Origin of the sequence: Mycobacterium sp. 1164985.4 (assembly GCF_001668575.1) — a bacterium.
Lineage (GTDB): Bacteria > Actinomycetota > Actinomycetes > Mycobacteriales > Mycobacteriaceae > Mycobacterium.
The window spans coordinates 1-17,937 of sequence record NZ_LZMD01000081.1; the positions used below are offsets into that span (position 1 = coordinate 1).

General features: G+C 67.6%; 23 protein-coding genes. 16 read left to right on the plus strand and 7 right to left on the minus strand.

Annotated elements, in window-relative coordinates; genetic code table 11:
• Positions 1–426 (plus strand): CPBP family intramembrane glutamic endopeptidase (locus A5650_RS17165; RefSeq protein WP_156744180.1); only part of this gene is annotated, 426 nt, incomplete at its 5' end.
• A 120-nt stretch (positions 427–546) separates the two neighbouring features.
• Here the strand turns inward: A5650_RS17165 and A5650_RS27555 are convergent.
• Positions 547–780 (minus strand): hypothetical protein, encoded by a 234-nt coding sequence (locus A5650_RS27555; RefSeq protein ID WP_067294007.1) that lies wholly within the window; start codon positions 778–780, stop codon positions 547–549.
• Here A5650_RS27555 and A5650_RS17175 point away from each other — a divergent pair.
• Both A5650_RS17175 and A5650_RS17180 read left to right on the plus strand, forming a co-directional pair.
• The gene (locus A5650_RS17175) at positions 686–1,741 is read left to right on the plus strand and encodes an LCP family protein (protein ID WP_286150384.1); all 1,056 of its coding nucleotides are present in this window, start codon (positions 686–688) and stop codon (positions 1,739–1,741) included. The genes A5650_RS27555 and A5650_RS17175 overlap by 95 nt on opposite strands.
• Before the next feature lie 132 nt (positions 1,742–1,873).
• On the plus strand, positions 1,874–2,419 hold the full coding sequence (locus tag A5650_RS17180; RefSeq protein WP_067294205.1) for a ferritin: 546 nt from the start codon (positions 1,874–1,876) through the stop codon (positions 2,417–2,419).
• Here A5650_RS17180 and A5650_RS17185 read toward each other — a convergent pair whose 3' ends face one another.
• From A5650_RS17185 to A5650_RS17195, 3 genes are all read right to left on the minus strand, one after another.
• Positions 2,420–3,271 carry a glycerophosphodiester phosphodiesterase gene (locus A5650_RS17185; RefSeq protein ID WP_067294011.1) on the minus strand — a complete coding sequence of 284 codons (852 nt, stop codon included), beginning with the start codon at positions 3,269–3,271 and terminating at the stop codon, positions 2,420–2,422.
• Between the two features lie 5 nt (positions 3,272–3,276).
• Positions 3,277–4,317 (minus strand): DUF4328 domain-containing protein, encoded by a 1,041-nt coding sequence (locus tag A5650_RS17190; protein ID WP_067294021.1) that lies wholly within the window; start codon positions 4,315–4,317, stop codon positions 3,277–3,279.
• A gap of 93 nt (positions 4,318–4,410) precedes the next feature.
• Positions 4,411–4,752: a rhodanese-like domain-containing protein gene (locus A5650_RS17195; protein WP_067294025.1), complete on the minus strand. Its 342-nt coding sequence runs from the start codon at positions 4,750–4,752 to the stop codon at positions 4,411–4,413.
• A 369-nt stretch (positions 4,753–5,121) separates the two neighbouring features.
• Here A5650_RS17195 and A5650_RS17200 point away from each other — a divergent pair, with 369 nt between their 5' ends.
• Positions 5,122–5,280 (plus strand): hypothetical protein, encoded by a 159-nt coding sequence (locus tag A5650_RS17200; protein WP_156744181.1) that lies wholly within the window; start codon positions 5,122–5,124, stop codon positions 5,278–5,280.
• Between the two features lie 93 nt (positions 5,281–5,373).
• On the opposite strand, the gene sodN is transcribed toward A5650_RS17200, so the two are convergent.
• Positions 5,374–5,796: a superoxide dismutase, Ni gene (gene sodN, locus A5650_RS17205; protein ID WP_064423268.1), complete on the minus strand. Its 423-nt coding sequence runs from the start codon at positions 5,794–5,796 to the stop codon at positions 5,374–5,376.
• A gap of 56 nt (positions 5,797–5,852) precedes the next feature.
• Here sodN and A5650_RS17210 point away from each other — a divergent pair, with 56 nt between their 5' ends.
• The 4 genes from A5650_RS17210 to A5650_RS17225 all read left to right on the plus strand — a co-directional run bounded on the left by A5650_RS17210 (position 5,853) and on the right by A5650_RS17225 (position 8,546).
• Positions 5,853–6,161 (plus strand): S24/S26 family peptidase, encoded by a 309-nt coding sequence (locus A5650_RS17210; RefSeq protein WP_067294208.1) that lies wholly within the window; start codon positions 5,853–5,855, stop codon positions 6,159–6,161.
• A gap of 121 nt (positions 6,162–6,282) precedes the next feature.
• The gene (locus A5650_RS17215) at positions 6,283–6,816 is read left to right on the plus strand and encodes a peptidase (protein ID WP_067090675.1); all 534 of its coding nucleotides are present in this window, start codon (positions 6,283–6,285) and stop codon (positions 6,814–6,816) included.
• 257 nt (positions 6,817–7,073) lie between these two features.
• Entirely contained in the window at positions 7,074–7,760 is a 687-nt protein-coding gene (locus A5650_RS17220; RefSeq protein ID WP_067294031.1) for a TMEM165/GDT1 family protein, read from the plus strand.
• A 387-nt stretch (positions 7,761–8,147) separates the two neighbouring features.
• Positions 8,148–8,546, plus strand: coding sequence for a helix-turn-helix domain-containing protein (locus A5650_RS17225; RefSeq protein WP_067294033.1), 399 nt, complete (start codon positions 8,148–8,150; stop codon positions 8,544–8,546).
• Between the two features lie 64 nt (positions 8,547–8,610).
• Here A5650_RS17225 and A5650_RS17230 read toward each other — a convergent pair whose 3' ends face one another.
• Both A5650_RS17230 and A5650_RS17235 read right to left on the minus strand, forming a co-directional pair.
• Positions 8,611–9,771, minus strand: coding sequence for a hypothetical protein (locus tag A5650_RS17230; protein WP_067294038.1), 1,161 nt, complete (start codon positions 9,769–9,771; stop codon positions 8,611–8,613).
• On the minus strand, positions 9,768–10,259 hold the full coding sequence (locus A5650_RS17235) for an ImmA/IrrE family metallo-endopeptidase (protein ID WP_067294041.1): 492 nt from the start codon (positions 10,257–10,259) through the stop codon (positions 9,768–9,770). The genes A5650_RS17230 and A5650_RS17235 overlap by 4 nt, the downstream gene beginning before the upstream one ends.
• A 256-nt stretch (positions 10,260–10,515) precedes the next feature.
• Here A5650_RS17235 and A5650_RS17240 point away from each other — a divergent pair, with 256 nt between their 5' ends.
• From A5650_RS17240 to A5650_RS17275, 8 genes are all read left to right on the plus strand, one after another.
• Positions 10,516–11,172, plus strand: coding sequence for a DUF6474 family protein (locus A5650_RS17240; RefSeq protein ID WP_067294043.1), 657 nt, complete (start codon positions 10,516–10,518; stop codon positions 11,170–11,172).
• 7 nt (positions 11,173–11,179) lie between these two features.
• On the plus strand, positions 11,180–11,695 hold the full coding sequence (locus tag A5650_RS17245) for a hypothetical protein (protein WP_067294045.1): 516 nt from the start codon (positions 11,180–11,182) through the stop codon (positions 11,693–11,695).
• A 33-nt stretch (positions 11,696–11,728) separates the two neighbouring features.
• Complete coding sequence (locus A5650_RS17250) at positions 11,729–12,337, plus strand: YcnI family copper-binding membrane protein (protein WP_067294048.1); 609 nt, start codon at positions 11,729–11,731, stop codon at positions 12,335–12,337.
• Positions 12,334–12,846: a copper resistance CopC family protein gene (locus tag A5650_RS17255; RefSeq protein WP_067294051.1), complete on the plus strand. Its 513-nt coding sequence runs from the start codon at positions 12,334–12,336 to the stop codon at positions 12,844–12,846. The genes A5650_RS17250 and A5650_RS17255 overlap by 4 nt, the downstream gene beginning before the upstream one ends.
• Positions 12,843–13,766: a CopD family protein gene (locus A5650_RS17260; RefSeq protein WP_067294212.1), complete on the plus strand. Its 924-nt coding sequence runs from the start codon at positions 12,843–12,845 to the stop codon at positions 13,764–13,766. The genes A5650_RS17255 and A5650_RS17260 overlap by 4 nt, the downstream gene beginning before the upstream one ends.
• A 91-nt stretch (positions 13,767–13,857) precedes the next feature.
• Complete coding sequence (locus tag A5650_RS17265; protein WP_067294053.1) at positions 13,858–14,379, plus strand: hypothetical protein; 522 nt, start codon at positions 13,858–13,860, stop codon at positions 14,377–14,379.
• Positions 14,380–14,423: 44 nt separating this feature from the next.
• On the plus strand, positions 14,424–15,059 hold the full coding sequence (locus A5650_RS17270) for a MerR family transcriptional regulator (RefSeq protein ID WP_067294056.1): 636 nt from the start codon (positions 14,424–14,426) through the stop codon (positions 15,057–15,059).
• A 68-nt stretch (positions 15,060–15,127) separates the two neighbouring features.
• Positions 15,128–17,935 (plus strand): ATP-binding protein, encoded by a 2,808-nt coding sequence (locus A5650_RS17275; RefSeq protein WP_067294059.1) that lies wholly within the window; start codon positions 15,128–15,130, stop codon positions 17,933–17,935.
• The last annotated feature ends 2 nt before the right edge of the window (positions 17,936–17,937 follow it).

Sequence of the window (17,937 nt, forward strand, 5' to 3'; positions counted from 1 at the left end):
GCGGCGCTCATCGGGGTGCCCGGCCTCGCGCTGTATCAGATCGCGCGGCTGCTTGGCATGAACGCCAACGTCGAGCCGGCCGAGCTGTACGACACCTGGTGGCGGATACCGGTCCTGCTGTTGACCGCGTTTGCGAACGGGTGGGCCGAAGAGGTGATCGCCGTCGGCTACCTGATCACCCGACTCCGGCAGTTGCGGGTGAGCCCGGCGACGGCCGTCGTCGCCACCAGCGCACTGCGCGGCCTCTACCACCTCTACCAGGGCTTCGGCGCCGGCCTTGGCAACCTGGCGATGGGCGTGGTGTTCGGCTACGTCTATCTGCGCACCGGCCGGCTGTGGCCGCTGATCGTCGCGCACGCGCTGATCGACGCTGTGGCGTTCGTCGGTTATGCGCTCGCCGCAGGTCATCTGGGCTGGTTGCGGTGAACAATCGCGCTCGCGACGTAGATTCTGATGGGTGACCGACAACCGGCAACCGCCCCGCGGGTTCGAGCCGCCGCCGCGGCCGCGCCGGGAGCCGTCACAAGTGATCCGCCGAGACCCCAACTACCGGCCGCCTCCGCCGAACCAGCCCGCCCCGCCGATGCCGCCGGGACCCCCACCGAGGCCGCCGTCGGGTGGTCGACCCGCACCGCCGCCGCGCAGGCCACCACCGCCCCGCAGGCCACCACCGCCTCCCCCGCCGATGAGCGCCAGGCCGGCCGCCGAGCGCAGACCGGCCCCACCGCGCATGCCGATACCGCCCCCGGCCGCACCTGCGCCACCGAAGCCGAAGCGCACTCGGCGCAAACGGCATTGGGGACGTCTGTTGTTGGTCGTCCTGATGTTGGCCGTCGCGGGCGTGGTGGCGGGCGGGCTCTGGGTCGACTCGTCGCTGCAGCGCATCACCGCGCTCGTCGACTACCCTGACCGTCCCGCGTCGGGTCCGGGAACCACGTGGCTGCTGGTCGGCTCGGACAGCCGCCAGGATCTGACCCCCGAACAGCAGGCGGAGTGGACCACCGGAGGAGACCTCGGTGACGGGCGCACCGACACCATCCTGGTGGTGCACATCCCCGGCATCGCCTCGGGCACCAAGGCGACGATGGTCTCGATCCCCCGCGACTCGTACGTGTCGATTCCCGGCTACGGCAGCGACAAGATCAACGCCGCGTTCACCCTGGGCGGCGCCCAGCTGCTCGTCCAAACGGTCGAGGAGGCGACCGGGCTGCGGATGGACCATTACGCCGAGATCGGCTTCGGCGGGTTCGCCACCATGGTCGACGCCGTCGGCGGGGTCCAAGTGTGCCCAACCGAACCCATCAGCGACCCGCTCGCCGGCATCGACCTGCCCGCCGGATGCCAGGAACTCGACGGCCGCAGCGCGCTCGGATTCGTCCGCTCCAGGGCCACGCCGCGCGCCGACCTGGACCGCATGCGCCACCAGCAGGAGTTCATGGCGGCCCTGCTGCACCGCGCCACCAGCCCGTCCGTGCTGCTCAACCCCCTGCGGTGGTATCCCATGGCGCGCGCGGCCACGCGCACCGTCACCGTCAACGAAAACGACCACGTGTGGAACCTGGCCCGGCTCGCCTGGGCGATGCACGGCGACGTACTGACCACGACCGTGCCCATCGGCGAATACACCAGCGGCGACGTCGGTTCGGTCGTGGTGTGGGACGATGAGCTCTCGAGCGAGCTGTTCGAGGCGTTGCGCACCGACGCCGCCATCCCCGCCGATGTCCTCGACGCGCAGCCGTGAGCGGCGCTACAGCAAACTGATGCTCGGCCCTGTAAGCGCCATCACAAAGGCTGCGCTCAATTAGGCTAAGCTCGCCTGTGTTAGGCCGACCTTCACTGACAATGCCGTCTGACCTGGCATATCGTGGCGGTCATGACCATCGCCGAAGCGTCCGACACGAAATTCCACGCCCTTCTGCAAGAGCAGATCCGCAACGAATTCGGGGCCGCGCAGCAATATCTTGCGATCGCCGTTCACTTCGACGGCGCGGACCTTCCGCAGCTGGCCAAGCACTTCTACCGCCAGTCCGTCGAAGAGCGCAATCACGCGATGATGCTGGTCCAGTACCTGATCGACCGTGACGTCGAGGTCGAAATCCCCGGGGTCGACCCGGTGCGCAACAACTTCGCCACACCACGCGACGCGCTCGCCCTGGCCCTCGACCAGGAACGTACGGTCACCGAACAGATCAGCCGGTTGGCCGGTGTGGCCCGCGACGAGGGCGACCATCTCGGCGAGCAGTTCATGCAGTGGTTCCTCGGCGAACAGGTCGAGGAGGTCGCGCAGATGACGACGCTGGTGCGTATCGCCGACCGGGCCGGCGCCAACCTGTTCCATCTGGAGGACTTCGTCGCGCGCGAACTGGGTGCGGCGGCAGCGGACAGCGCTGCGCCGAAGGCCGCGGGCGGCAGCCTCTAACTAGTCGCGCCCCGCACCCGCCAGACCGTTCTGCAGCCAATCCTTGGTGCGGCCGGGATGGTTGGTCGCTACCCAGGCCACCCCTAGGTCGCGGCAGTAATGGACGTCCTCGAAATGGTCGACGGTCCAGCAGTACATCGCCCGGCCCTGCGCGGCCGCCCGGTCGACCAGTTCCGGATGCTCACGCAGCGTCGCGATCGAGGGCCCCACCGCGGTGGCGCCCACGGTCGTCGCCGCGCTACCGCCCAGATACCGCGACGTCTCGCCGAGCAACACCGTCGGCAACATCGGCGCCGCCCGGCGAATCCGCCACACCGCGGCGGCGGAGAACGACATCACCACCGCGCGCGCCAGGTCCGCCGAAGCCGGCGCGGCGATGCCGAACTTGTGCAACAGCGCCAGCACCTTGCTCTCCACCAGCGCACCGAACCGGACGGGATGTTTGGTCTCGATGAACAGCTTGACCGGCCGGTTCCAGTCGAGCACTAGAGAGATCAGGTCCTCGAGAGTGAGCAACCCGGTATCGCCTTGCGCCTCAACAGCATTCCGGCTTGGATGCCAGCCGCCGAAGTCCAGTTCGCGTAGCTGGGCGAGGGTCATGTCACTGACGAGGCCGGTGCCGTTCGACGTCCGGTCGACCCTGCGGTCGTGTACGCAGACCAAATGGCCGTCACGAGTGAGCCGCACGTCGCACTCGACGCCGTCCGCGCCCTCCTTGAGCGCAAGCTCGTACGCCGCGAGCGTGTGCTCGGGACGGTCGGCCGACGCGCCACGGTGCGCGACGACGAATGGATGGCCCCCGAGCGTCGGTCCGGAAGCCGCGGCGTCGGCGGCTTCGGAGTCGCCAGTCATACGACCTATGCTGCCGGGTCCTGCCCTCGGGACTCAACCGGAACCTCGGGCTCGGGCTGATCCTCGGGACGCGAGCCGTCGTCGGGGACGATCACCCAGCGCTTGCTCGGCCGCTCGACCGGGCGCCGCTCGAAGCCCGAAACGACCTTCTCGGCCAGGAGGAGGGTCGCCAGCGCGAGCAGGTACGCGATCATCGTGGTCATGGTGTTGTCGGCGATGCCCTGCGCGTCGCGCGTGAAGCTGGTCGCGATCGACCAGATCGACACCGCGTAGCTGGCGATCCACGCCAGCCACCACACCACGATCGGCCGGCGCAGATGGCCGAGTCGTTCCTCGACGGCCGCCAGCTCGATGACGAACACCGGCGCCCAGAACAGGTTGACGAACGGGAGCAGACAGCCGGCCTGCAGCCGCCAGGACGGTCGAGGATCGGTGGCCCCCCGAAACGCATACGCGGCGGCCCGTCGCGAGATCAGCCAGTTGGTCAGCATGATCAGGCTCGCCACCACCATGAACGCCGCGACGACGCTGAGCACGACGCCGAACCACGTCGCGATCGCGGCGAGCCAAGGAGGCAGCAACACCGTGCGGTTGATGATCAGCAGCGCGTAGCGCGCCAGGTGGATCAGGGCCGCAGCACCTAGGACCGCCATCGTCAGCCACAGGGTGCCGCGCAGCACGCCCGACGACGGCCCGCCGCGCGCCACCTCCTGCTGTTGGTCGGCCGGTGCGATCTGGTCGACGAGGCCCCACCGCGGGATGGTCGCGTAGCGCGGTGTCGGGCCGAGGACCCGCCTGGGACGCCGCGGATGCGGCGGTGCGCCGGGCCGCACGGCGACCCACCGATAGCCGGGGGGCAACTGCGGCCGCGACCCGATGCCCGGACCGCCTCCGGCGGGACCGGGCGGACGAGCACTCCACTGGGCATCCGAGGTCGGTGCGGGCGCCGACGGCGGCATCAACGAACCGTTGCAGCGTGGACACCACGTCCGGCGGCGGTCGCGCACGTTCCACCGGGTTCCACACTGGGAACACACCTGGATCATTTCGCTCCTTGCGTACGCGGGATCATTTCGCTCCTCGCCTGCGCAGGATCGGCATTCCTCGCCCGACCATTCGACCAGGGTAGCGACGATCTGTCAGACCACGCCCGGGCCACCGTCGTCGGTGACCACCGGCCTGCCGGCCCCGGCCCAGGCGAACATGCCGCCGTCGACGTTGACCGGCGAGTAGCCGTTCCTGGCCAGGTACTGCGCCACCCGCTGCGAGCGCCCACCGGCGGCGCAGATCACGTACACCCGGGCCTCGGTGTCGATCTCCGCGAGGCGCGCGGGAATCTGGCTCATCGGGATGTGCCGTGCGTCCGGTGCGTGACCGCGAGCCCACTCGTCGTCCTCCCGGACATCCAGAAGGATCGCGTCGGGTCCGAACGTCGTCGGCACCTCGGCGATGTCGGCCTGCGCAACCTCAGCCTCGTCCATGCCTCAATGCTGACATGCCGTCGGGCGCCGCGCGCCGACAGCAATCCCGACCTATCCACAGTTTCCACAGGTTCATCCACAGGCCCGCCACGTCGAAGAACCCGCCGTGAGCCGCTGAATCTGTGCTTTTCCTGAGGAAAACTGTGGATAACCCGTCGGGTATCCAGCGTTCCCATCAACAGATTCTCGACTGGCGAGCGAAATCCCTAGTCGAACTAATCGCAGAGTCGGGTCATGCGACGTCGACGACGGCACATGTCGAGCCGATTTTCCCGGCGACACATCAGGGGTTATGATCGGCGTCACAGCTGGCAAGCTGTGATCGATCTCACGGGGGGAGACTTCAAAGATGCAGGTCAGGAGGGGTTCATGACGTCTTCGATGGGTTCGGGTTCGGCCATGCCACCCACGGAGTGGCAATCGTCGACGCCGTCCGCCTACACCCGCACCCAGTTGATGGCGTTCCTGCGCGCCGGTGTGATCGCGCTGGTGCTCCTGGTCGTGCTTGCACTCATCGTCCTGTACTGACGAACGCCCGCCTCGAACTCGATACATCCTCGAACTCGATACAAAGAGCCGCCGGTCGATGACTCGGCGGCTCTTCGGTGTCAGGCGGTTGGGTCAGGCGGGCGGATAGACACCCATCTGCTTGCCTTTGTCGGTCTGCCAGAAGATGTCGGCGATTTCGTCGATCGTCTTGAGCAACTTCTCGGCGACCGCGACGTCGAGCGACTTCTTGACATCGCCGGCGCCGTGCACTCCGTCCCAGAACAGCTGGTGCAGGTTGGGGAACTGCTCGAAGTGGTCCTTGGTGAAGAAGTCGGCCCACAGCACCATCAGGTGATGTTTGACCTCTTCGGCCTGGCGTTCCTTGATGATGATGCAGCGCGCGCGGAAGTGCTCATCGTCGGAGTCGTGATACTTCTGGATCGTCTTCAAGCACGAGAGCGCCTCGATTTTGGCCTGCGCGGGGTCGTAGACGCCGCAGTACAGATCGCAGTGGGCATGGGCGGGGGTTGCGTTGTTGAACAATCGATGCAGCATGTGTCCTAACTTACCCTTTGGGTGTGCGCCGCAACCAGACACCGCGACGCTGGCCGCTGCGGCTGTTCCGAGTGGTGGACGACTCGATGCGCCCGACGGTTGCTCCGGGCGACGGGCTTTTGGGCATGCGGGGCGGTCGCATTCGGCGGGGCCAGCTAAGGGTGTTCCGGGATCCGCGCCAGTCGGGACGGTGGCTCGTCAAGCGGGTCGGCGATGTGTACGGCGCGGGCCGCGACGTGATCTTTGAAGCCCGCTCAGACAATCCGGGCGCGCCCGGCGCCGTCGACTCGCATGATTTCGGTTGGATCTCGGCGGCCGGGTCGTATCGCGTGCTGTGGACTGCCCGAGGCGATTCCGGCCGTTAGCAGTCGTGTCCTCTTGCGTGCCAGCCGAGTTCTGCCGCATGCTGAGCAAATCGACCCACTGGCGTGTCGGGCCATCAGTCGGCTGGGGCCGGCGTCCGAACACCGATGGCGCGGAGGCGATATGGAGAGGGAGTCGGGTAAGGCGATCGAAGTCGCCCCCTTTCATTCACGCGGTTCACTCAAGGGTTTCGTGATCTCGGGCCGTTGGCCGGACTCGACCAAGGAATGGGCGCAGCTGCTCATGGTCGCCGTCCGCGTCGCGTCGCTCCCCGGATTGCTGTCCACGACAACGATATTCGGTGCCCGCGAAGAGCTGCCCGACGAGCCCGAACCCAACACCGTCGGCTTGGTCGTCGCCGAGGGCACCGTGGTGGGCGAATCAGCGGTGCCGCCAGGTTATTTCGCCGAGCACCAGCCTCCGGCGCTGCTGATGCTGCATCCCCCTTCGGAAACCACGCCGTCGCTGCCCGAGTGCAACGGAGCGGCGTCTGGCTGCGTGCTGCTGCCCGGGCTCCCACACCTCGGCCTCGAGCACCGCGCCGCGTGGGTGGAAGCCGAAGCGGACGGAACGGTGACCTCGATGGTGAGCCGCGTCGGCGTCGACCCGATCAGCCATCCGGATACCGCGATACTTGCGATGCTGCTTGCGGCATAAGGGCTTTCGAAGCATTCGATTCGGATCCCTGAACAGCGAATTCGGCTGCCCGAAAACACTGCGGCGCTGGCGCATCCGCTTGACCGCGGCTAAGGTCGGTTCAGTAAGCGAAGGGGAGTAGCCCCCAATCGTCGTGTCGACATACTGGCGCAAGCCCGGCCGACGAACCACACCCCGTGTGGTGGGCGAGACCTTCGACCGAAGCCGGCGGGCGGAGAGCTCGGCATCGTCGGCGACGCGTCGAAAGGGTCGTCCGAATGCTCGCCGCCATCCTGGTCAGTCTCGCTATGGTGTTCGTCGCCGAGCTCGGCGACAAATCGCAGCTGATCACCATGACCTACTCGCTGCGGCACCGATGGTGGGTGGTGCTCTCGGGTGTCGCGATCGCCGCGATGCTGGTGCACGGTCTGTCGGTGGCCATCGGGCACTTCCTCGGCATGACGCTGCCCGAACGCCCGATCGCGTTCGTCGCCGCCATCGCATTCCTGCTGTTCGCGGTGTGGACGTGGCGCGAGAAGGGTGACGACGAAGAGATTCGCATCGCCGAGCCGCGCTACGTGGTGCCGGCGATCGTCTCGTCATTCGTCCTCGCCGAACTCGGCGATAAGACGATGCTGGCCACCGTCGCCCTGGCCAGCGACCGGAACTGGGCCGGTGTATGGATCGGCGCGACGGCGGGCATGGTGCTGGCCGACGGCGCCGCCATCGCGGCCGGCAGATTGATGCACAAGCGACTACCCGAAGCGTTCCTGCACGGCCTCGCCAGCGTCCTGTTCCTGCTGTTCGGGCTGTGGATGCTGTTCGACGGTGCGCTCGGACTGCGATGGGCCGCGGTCGGCGTCACCACCTCCGTGACCGTCGCCGTGCTGCTGACGTGGCTCATTCGGCGGCGCAGGGCACCCGCGGAGGCCGCCACAGAAGAGCCGTCGACCCGGCCGACCTGACACCACAACGTGTTCGGACCCCAGGTCGCTGGGTGTTTCGGCGACCGCGCGTTAATTATTTGGCAAACGCCGTGAACCACCCGAATGTATGCAAACGATGTTGCCGGAGGCAGTCAGGTTTTTCAAACGGGTCGCGTAATCCGGCACCCTGGATAAACTAGCTCGACGGAGTCGCTGTTGTTTGCTTCGTCGCATCGTATGGTAGAAGCGTCGGCCCACGTTCGGAGCGTCCTCGGATGTGCAAGCCGGCTACGTAACGAGCGGTGACGAGGGAGCAAATCAACTTTTCCCGGGTTTGCACTTGGTTGTGACCACAACACTCGCTACGATGATCAGCAAATACGCCGCCTGTACACCGCTCGTCCAATGCATGTGGAGGTCATATAGATGAGCACGACGTTCGCCGCTCGCCTGAACCGGCTGTTTGACACGGTCTACCCGCCGGGACGCGGCCCGCACACCTCCGCTGAGGTGATCGCGGCACTGAAGGCTGAGGGCGTCACCATGTCCGCTCCGTACCTCTCGCAGCTGCGCTCCGGCAACCGCACCAACCCCTCGGCAGCGACCATGGCAGCTCTTGCCAACTTCTTCCGGATCAAGCCGGCTTACTTCACCGACGACGAGTACTACGAGAAGCTCGACAAGGAGCTGACCTGGCTCGCCAGCATGCGCGACGAGGGTGTCCGGCGTATTGCCGCCCGCACCGTCGGCTTGTCGCCGGAGGCCCAGCAGGACATCGCCCAGAAGGTCGATGAGCTGCGTCGCCGCGAGCATCTCGACGATTAGCCCGAGCCAGTCCGCGCAGCCCCGGCTGGCGAAGCGCGGCCATCAGACCAGCTACGCAGACCAGCTACGCTGTTTGACCCGTCGCGCCACCGCGGCGGGTCAACGCGCGGTACTGATTAGCGATCTCCAGAATCCACTCGCGGTCTGAGTATTCGCTGGGTTGGTTGAGCCAGCCCAGGCCGGGAAAGTCGACGCGCTGATCCTCCGCGGCGCCATCGATTCCAGAATGGATCCATTCGGCTATAGCCTTCGCTTGTTCCTGCGGCGGAACGGCCGGCGATTCGAGCTCAGCGTCCTCCTCGGCCTCGTCACCGGTCACCGCGCCGGCAGGGTCCACCCGGAGCTTGCGGCGGTACTCGGCGGCCGTGGCTTCCAAATACAGCGCGTCGGAGATGAGCGACATCCGCTCGGCGACCCGGAAGACCAGTGGACCGCGTGGCCGGACTCCGATCCCGATGTCGGGATGTCTGCGGCCCAGTTCGGCGAGTATCGGCTGGATCGCCCGCAGTTCGCGACGAGCACCGAACCAGTCCTCGATGCTCGGCAACAGGGATCCCGCGGCGACGACCACCATCGCGCAGCCCAGGAGCGTCGCCGCGGCGCCGACGCCGACCGGTCCGCTGCGGTCCACGGCGCGCAGGAAGAAAAAGGCGGCCGCCACCGCGATCAGCACGATGCCGAGCGTGAACACGAACAGCGCCCGCCCGCGGCGGCTGCGGTTCGAATAGCGCAGGCCCGCCCAGGAGACCAACGACAAGGCCAGCAGCACGTACAGCAGCGGCAGCAGCCAGGGCAGTGAGTTCCCGCCGGCGCTCAGATTCCGCTGCAGGAAGTCCTGGGCCGACATCTCAGGCTGGCGACCCGCAGCGAAGAACGCCAGCACAGTCACCCCGGCGATGACCGCCGCGACGGCGTACTGCGCCATGGCGATCCTGCGAATCGTCGCCGGTTTACGCACCGACGACGCGGACGTGATCATCACGCAGCTGCCGGCTGCACAGGCGACGAGTGCGACCTGAGACAGGCCCAGCGAGATGTTGGGCCAATGCAGCAGCTCGTCGATCAGCAGCGTCAGCGGCTGCCAATTCAGGGCGGCGATCAGTGCCAGGCTGGCCAGCGCGAGGATCATCGCGGTGCTCACCAGGCTCTGCTTGTTGACGAGCGCCCACCCGATGCGTAGGCCGGTGGCCAGCCCGAGTAGACCGGCGATCACCCAGACGATCAACCAAACGCCTCTCCGAGCCGCACCTGGACGATCGACGAACGGTCCGACGGGAGCCTGCCGAGTCGGTACAGCAGCAGCGCCGCGAAGTCCTCGGCTTCCTGCTCGGCCTCCTCACCGGCGGGACCCATACATCCGGTCCGCTGGTTGAGCATGTAGCTGATGAGATCGGAGCTGGCGAACTCCGTGCTCTGTTCGGCGGCCTGCGCCACGGGAATGCCGTCGTGGCCCAGCACCAGATGCCCCAGCTCGTGGGCCAGCGTGCGGTCCCACGCGGGCAGGCCCTTCTGGATCAGGAAGACGTCGTGGTCGTTGTACTGGCGCCACTGCCCACAGACACCGGGCGGCAGCTCGGCCATCTTGAGCTCGATGCGTCGTTTGCGGTCTTCGCTGACCGCCTCGATGAGCCGGGCCAGCGACACCTCCCCGTGCCGCGGCGCCAGTTCGAGCACGGCCCCGACCGCTCGGGTGACACGGCGATTAGCTGGCATGGATCCCCCTTCCAACCAGTTCACTATGCGCTGTCTGCCGTCATGACGGGCGGCTTCTTGGCGCAAGTTCGCGAACTCGCGGTTTTTGGATAAGCATGCCCGCATTGCCCGGTCCAGCCAAGGCGTATCCGCAGCGGCCCCGCGGGCATCGAGCCGCCCGCAGCCCACAAGCTCGCAACGATAGGGTTGTGCTGCACCGACAACCCGCACAGCGACGCCGTCAGCGGCCGAGAACATTACTGGGAGGCAAGCCGGGATGAGCCTGTTCAAGCGACGCAAAACCCGCGCCACCCGCAGGGCCGAGGCCCGCGCGATCAAGGCCAAGGCGAAACTTGAGGCCAAGCTGGCCGCCAAGAACGAGGCCCGTCGCATCAAGGCCGCCAACCGTGCCGAGACCAGGGCGCTGAAAGCGCAGCTCAAGGCACAGCGCGACAGTGACCGGGCGGCGCTCAAGGTTGCCGAGACGCAGCTGAAGGCCGCCCGCGAAGGCAAGCTCTTCTCCCCCAGCCGGATTCGGCGGCTGCTGACGGTGACCCGGCTGCTCGCCCCGATCGTGGTTCCGGTCGCTTACCGCGCGTCGATCACCGCACGCGGCTACCTCGACCAGCGCCGCGCGGACCGGCTCGGGGTTCCGCTCAGCCAGGTCGGTCAGTTCAACGGGTACGGCGCCCAGCTGTCGGCCCGCATCGCCGGTGCCGAGCAGTCGTTGCGCCTCGTCGCCGAGAAGAAGCCCAAGGACGCCGAAACCAAACAGTTCGTCGGAGCGATCACCGAGCGGCTCGGCGACCTGTCTGCCGCGGTGGCCGCCGCCGAGCACATGCCGCCGGCACGACGTAAGGCGGCGCACGCCTCGATCGAACAGCAACTCGACGGAATCGACGCCGACCTGATGGCTCGGCTCGGCGTGAGCTGAGCGCTCCATGTCGCCCACCGGCCTCGCGGCACGCCTCCGTGGCGTGGCCTCGGGGCTACTGACGGCGACGCTCGCCGCGGCCGCGCACGGATACGGCGGTGCCGAATTACCGACCGGCGCGGCGACGGTTGCGCTGGCCATCCTTGCGGCGACCATCTGCGCGCTGACCGCAGGTCTCTCGAGCGCCTCGGAAACCCCTGTGCTGCTGGGAATCTTGGCGTCGGGACAGGTCGTCGGCCACGTCCTGCTCGGCGCATCCGGGCATACCCACGCACCACCGAGCACGACGATGGTGGCCGCGCACGTGCTGGCCGTCGGTGTGGGTGCGGTGCTGATCGCGGCCGGCGACCGCCTATGCCGGGCGGTGTCGCGCGTGGTGCGGGTGGCCGTGCAGATCGTGTGCGCACCGGTTCCGCCGCAGGCGCGCCGCAGCGCTCGTCGTGCCGAACAACCGCTTCGCTCCGCGCTGCTTCTCGCCGCGTCTGTGTCTCATCGTGGCCCGCCGGTCAGCCTCGCCCGCTGATCGACTTTCCCCACGACACAGAAAGCCCTTCCGATGAGAACCATCACCAGGGCGCCCCTGCGCGCCCTCGTCGCCGTCGCCGCAGCGGCGTCGACAATCGCGCTCGCCGGCACCGCGTCGGCCCACGTCCGCGTGGATGCGGACCACACGGACCCCGGCGACTACGCGGTGCTCACATTCCGGGTCCCCGGTGAATCCGACACCGGTGCCCTCACAACGGAATTGACCGTCGAGCTCCCGAATCTGACGTCGGTGCGAACAGAGGTCATGCCAGGGTGGACCGCACGGCTGGACCGCGACACCGCCGCGGGCACCGTGCGCTCCATCACCTGGACGGCCGCGCCGGGAACCGGCATCTCGTCCGACCAGTTCGCATTGTTCCGCGCCTCGGTCAAGCTCCCCGACGACGACTCGGTGAGCTTCCCCGCCACCCAGACCTACGACGACGGCACCGTCGTGCACTGGAGCCAGCCCGCGACAGCCGACGGAACCGAACCCGAACACCCGGCGCCGACGCTGGACTTGACCAGCTCGGATACGCCGCCGACGACCGACACCGGGACGCGGTGGCTCGCCGGTGGGGCGCTGGGTGTGGCCGCCATCGCCCTCGCTGTGGCGCTCATTTCCAGGCGGCGGGCATGAGGAGGATTGCCGCCGGTGTGCTCGTGATCGCCTGGGTGGCCGCGGCGGCGCTGGCCGGTGCGGGCACCGCGTCCGCGCACGCGACCCGCATCGCCACGGACCCGGTCGAGAACGCCCGACTGACTCAGACGCCGACGTCGGTGTCGGCAACGTTCAGCGAAGCGATGCAGACACAGTTCGCGGCGATGACCGTCGTCGGCCCCGACGGCAACCTGTGGTCGACCGGTGAACCGCAGGTCCAGGGCGCCGTCCTGCGAGTCGGGGTGCGGCCGCTCGGGCCAGCCGGGCGGTACACCGTCAACTACCGGGCCACCTCGGCCGACGGGCACGTGGTCAACGGGTCGTGGTCGTTCGAGCTGAGCGTGCAGGGGACCGGGACGCCGGGCCCGTCGGCGGCCGCCCCGGCTGACGCCTCGGGCGACGACGGGGTTCCCGTGTGGCCGTTCTTCGTGGGCGCCGTCGTCATCATCGGTGCCGGCGCGCTGTGGGCGGTGCGGCGGCGCCCGTGACCCGCGCACGCACGGTGGCCGTCGGGGTGCTGCTGGCGGCCGCCGCGGCGGTCCTGGCTTGGGCCTTGGCCCATCCGCAGGGGTCGTTGGCCGTGATCGCCGTGCGAGCACTGGCCGACGGCGCAGGCGTCGTGGCGCTGGGCCTGGCCGTGGTGCCGATGCTCGACGGTGAGCGTCGTCGCGGCGAGCTGCTGGTCCGCTCGTCGCGACCGCTCGCGGTCACCTCGGCGGTGTGGCTGCTGGCCGAGCTGGCCCGGTTGCTCGTCGAGGCCGCACAGGCCGCGGGGCTGCCGGTGCTTCGGCTCGGCGTGCAGACCACGCTGGATTTTGCGACCGCGACCGCTGCCGGGCGGTCGGGCATGCTCGCGGTTGCGGTCGCGGCGACCGTCGTTGTGGCCGCGCTCGCCGCGCCGCGGACGTCGTCGAGGAACGTCGTGATGATCGGCGCCGTGGCGGTCGGGGTGGCCGCACGCCAACTGACGGGGCACTTCGCGGAGAGTGCGCTGGGCGGTGCGGCGGTCACCGTGCACAGCCTGGCCGCGGCGCTCTGGTGCGGAGCGCTGTCCGCGCTGGTGCTCACGGTCGACCACCGGGGTCAATGGGCCAGGATGCTGCCGCGTTTCTCGCAGTTGTCGATGGTCTGCGTGCTGGCGCTGCTTGCCGGCGGGGCGGCGGCCGCCGCGATCCGACTGGGCGCACCGGCCGAGCTCTACGCCACCGGCTACGGGCGGCTGCTGTCGGCCAAGATCGCGACGACAGTCGCTCTCGTCGTCCTCGGCTGGCGAAACCGCACGATGTGGGTGCCCGCCGCACGGTCGCACAGCGCGACGGCGGTGGCGTCGCGCACCAGGGCGCGGGTCGAGACCTCGCTGATGGTCGTCGCGCTGGTGCTGGCGGCCGGTCTGGCCGTCACGGGTTAGCGCCGCATCCGACCTGGCATGATGGGAACGTTCGACTGCCGGTCGCCCTCTCGGCCGGCCTGGCGCCGAGACACTGCAAAGGAGCAGCCCGATGGCAGACCAGCAGGGCCGACCCGACGAACAGCCGCAGGGCTCACCACCGGCGGATGAGTCGACCCCGCAGCCCGCTGCCGCGGAGTCGGCGAGCACCTCGCCGGATCCGCTGACCCCCCCGGCGCCGGCGAAGAAGACGCCCGCCAAGAAGACTCCTGCGAAGAAGGCGGCGAAGAAGACCCCGGCGAAGAAGGCGGCGAAGAAGGCCGCACCGGCCAAGAAGACGCCCGCCAAAAAGGCGCCCGCCGCCAGGAAGGAGCCCGCGAAGAAGGCTCCGCCGAAGACAGCGCCCCCTACGGAATCGGCCGCCAAGGACAACAGCCTCGAGTCGGCGGCGAAAGAAGCCGCTGCACAAGCGAAGTCGACCGTTGCCAGCGCCGCCAACCCCGTGTCGGGCCCGGAACCGGCGCCGTTGATCGGGCCGGAGCCATCGCGGTTGCCGGTGGCGGTGGCGATCGCGGCGGGTGTGTTGGCGATCATCGTGGTGCTGCTGATCCGTCGCGCCGGCGACGGAAACTGATAACCGCTTGACCCTGACGCGGCGCCAGGGTCGATAGTGGCGCTATGGACGCCATGACCGTACCCGATATCGAGCGGCTGCATCTGGTGCTGGTGTACCGGGCGGTCGACATACCCCTCGAGCAGATCCGCGTCCTGCTGGACGGCGAGGCCGACACGCTCGAGCAGCTACGGCGTCAGCGTCAACTCCTGCTGGATCGATCGGACCGGCTGCAGCACATGATCAAAGCAGTGGAGGAACTGATGAGCAGGCACCGCAACGGAATTCAACTGACCGCCGAGAAACAGGTCGAGATTTTCGGCAGCGCGGTATTCGACGACCACGCCGAGGAGTCCGAAGAGCGCTGGGGCGGCACCGACGCGTGGAATCAATCGCAGCGGCGGACGGCACGGATGACCAAGCAGGACTGGATCGAGTCCAAGGCCGACAACGACGCGCTGTTGGCGGCGCTGACGCAGGCCCACAGGGACGGCGTCGCGCCAGGAACGCGCCGCGCGAACGAGCTGGCCGCGTGGCATCGCGCGACCATCGAACGGTTCTACGACTGCGATCACGAGATGCACGTGGGCCTGGCCGAGATGTATTTGGCCGACGAGCGGTTCCGGCGTTTTTACGACGACGCTGGGCCAGGGCTGGCGCAGTTCGTGCACGACATCATCGTGGCCTGCACAGATCGCTGATCAACTCGGCCCGGACGGTCTTCTGAAAAGTTACGCTTCGCCTACCCGCCATCAACGGGGTTGGGAGCATGACTGGGCAACCGCCGTCGGGCACGGTGACGTTCCTGATGACCGACCTCGAAGGGTCGACCCGAATGTGGGAGCAGGACCCCGAGGCGATGAAGGCCGCCATGGTTCGTCACGACGAGCTGTTGGAGAAGACCATCGCCGAGCACCACGGGTTCGTGTTCTCCCGCATGGGCGACGGGATGGCGGCCGCGTTCGCGACGGCCCGTGACGCCGTATCGGCGGCCGCGGCTTTCCAAGGCGCGCTGACAACAGAGGTATGGGGGACCCGCCAGCCCCTGCGGGCACGGGTCGGGCTGCACACCGACGAGGCCATACTCGTGGAGGGCGCGAGCTACGCGAACCTACCGATCAATCGGTGCGCCCGATTGATGACGGCCGCTCATGGCGGGCAGACATTACTTTCGGGCGCCACCGAGATGTTGCTGCCTGGGCAGTTGTCGGGCGGCATGGATCTTGTCGACCTCGGCGAGCACAGGCTTCGCGACCTCGGTCGGCCCACGAGAATATTCCAGCTGCTGCCGGACGGTGCCCGCGCCGACTTCCCGCCGCTGAGAACGCTGGATTCGTTCCCGGGGAACCTTCCCGCGCAGGTGAGTTCGTTCATCGGCCGTGAGGCCGACGTCGCGCGTGTCAAAGCGGCACTCGAGAACTTCCGGGTCGTGACGGTGACCGGTGTCGGTGGAGTCGGCAAGACTCGCCTGGCACTACAGGTAGCCGCAGACGTCTTGCCTCACTACAACGATGGAGCCTGGCTCGTCGACCTGGCTCCGGTTCGCGATACCGACGGCGTGGCGGGTGCGGTGGCGAAGTCCCTTCGGCTCTCGAGCACAGGCGGGAAGTCTTTGGAGGACTCGCTGATCGACGCGCTCACTCAATCTCACCTACTCCTGGTGCTCGACAACTGCGAGCATCTTCTGGGCCCGGTTGCCCGGCTGGTGACGAGAATCGAGCGGTTATGCCCGTCTGTGGCCATACTCGCCACGAGCCGAGAGGGAATGGCGATCGACGGCGAACAACTGATTGCTTTGCCGCCGATGATGGTCGGTGACCCCGACGAAAACCTCGAGTCGCTCCGGCAGTCCGACGCGATCGGCTTGTTCGTCGACCGGGCTCGACAAGTCAAGGCGGACTTCGCTCTTACCGTCAGCAACGCACGCTCCGTCGTGGAGGTGTGCCGGCGTCTTGATGGTGTGGCTCTCGCGATCGAATTGGCCGCTGCCCGAATCATCGCGATGAGTCCCGGGGAGCTGCTGGCGCGCCTTGACCGCAGGTTCCACGTCTTGGCGGGTGCGCGTCGCGGCGCGGTCGAACGCCACGCAACGCTCCGGGCAGCCATCGACTGGTCCTATGACCTTCTCAGCGATGCGGAGCAGCGTTTGCTCGCTCGGATGGCGGTGTTCTCGGGAGGGTGCACGCTCGAGGCGATCGAAGAGGTCTGCAGCGGCGATCCCGTGCAGCGCGAGGAAGTCATGGATATGGTCGCCGGCCTCGTCGGGCGGTCTCTCGTCATCGCGGAGGACGGAAGCCCTGGCACGCGGTATCGATTGCTGGAGACCCTCCGTCAATACTGTGAGGAAAAAGCCGCGGCGTGGAGCGAGACCGACACGCTGACGATCCGGCATGCCGAGTTCTACGCCAACCTGTCGGCGCGTGCGGTGCAAAACTACTACGGCCCAGAACAACTGGTGTGGGCGGGGCGAATCAAGCTTGAGCACGACAACATCCGATCGGCACTGAGCAACGCCATAGACGCCGGCAATGCCAAGCTCGCCGTGCGCATAGTCGCAAGCCAACCCCATCAGGAGAAGGCAGAGGGGCCGACCGGCCAAGTACTCCGCGTCGAAGCCGGACCCGTTCTCGCGCTACCGGGAGCTGCCGAGGAGCCGGGCTATCCCTTGGTGCTGCTGACCGCGGCATACAACGTCCAAGCGACGGGCAACTGGGACGAAGTCGAGAAGCTGTGCCGACAGGCAGCCGAGGCCAGCCGGCGCACCGCAGGAACGACACATTCCCATCGGGTCGAGATGGACACCTTCAGCCTTCGAGCGCAGCAGGCGCTGGCAGGTGGCGAATACCTAGACGCCATCATGGCATACGGTCGCGCCGCCGAAATCGCGCTTGCCGACGGATACACCGGTTTGGCAGGCATCTTTCGTGCCTACGGGGTCCAGTGCACAATGCTTGGCGGCATCGACACTGAAGGCACGGTGTCCGAGGCGGAGGATGCCGTCGCACTGGCCAGACAATCCGGCATGCCGGGCGCGATAGTGATCTGCCTCAACGCGTTGGCTTTGGCCCTCGCGGACACCGAGCCGAAGCGCGCCCGAGCCGTGCTGCACGAAAGCATCGAGCTAGCCAGCACGCCGAACCAGGAAGTGTCCTCCGGTGTCCTCACGGCCTGCCTTGTCGCCGGTCGCCTACGAGATTGGGATCTGACGCTTTCGTTGACGGGTAAGACCATGCGCCTGTGGCGGTGGAGCGTCGCGCTGATGCAAAGTGCACCATGCCTCTCGTTGTGCGCACGGGCGATCGCCGAAATACGACCCGAGGTAGCGGGTGTACTGCGTGGCGCGGCATATGCCGCCTACGCGCAAGCAAGCAAGTCTGCCGTGGCACGACAAGTCGACACCTCGCCGTCGGCATCGAAGGTCAACTTCATACTCGCAGCGTTGCAAGAGACAGGCGAAATCGTCTCCGCTGCACTCGGTGATGACCGCAGACGTGAACTGCGTATCCAAGGGGCAGCGATGACGATGGATGGAGCGATCTCCTACGCCGTGGCCAACATCGCCTCGGAGCCCGTGTAGCG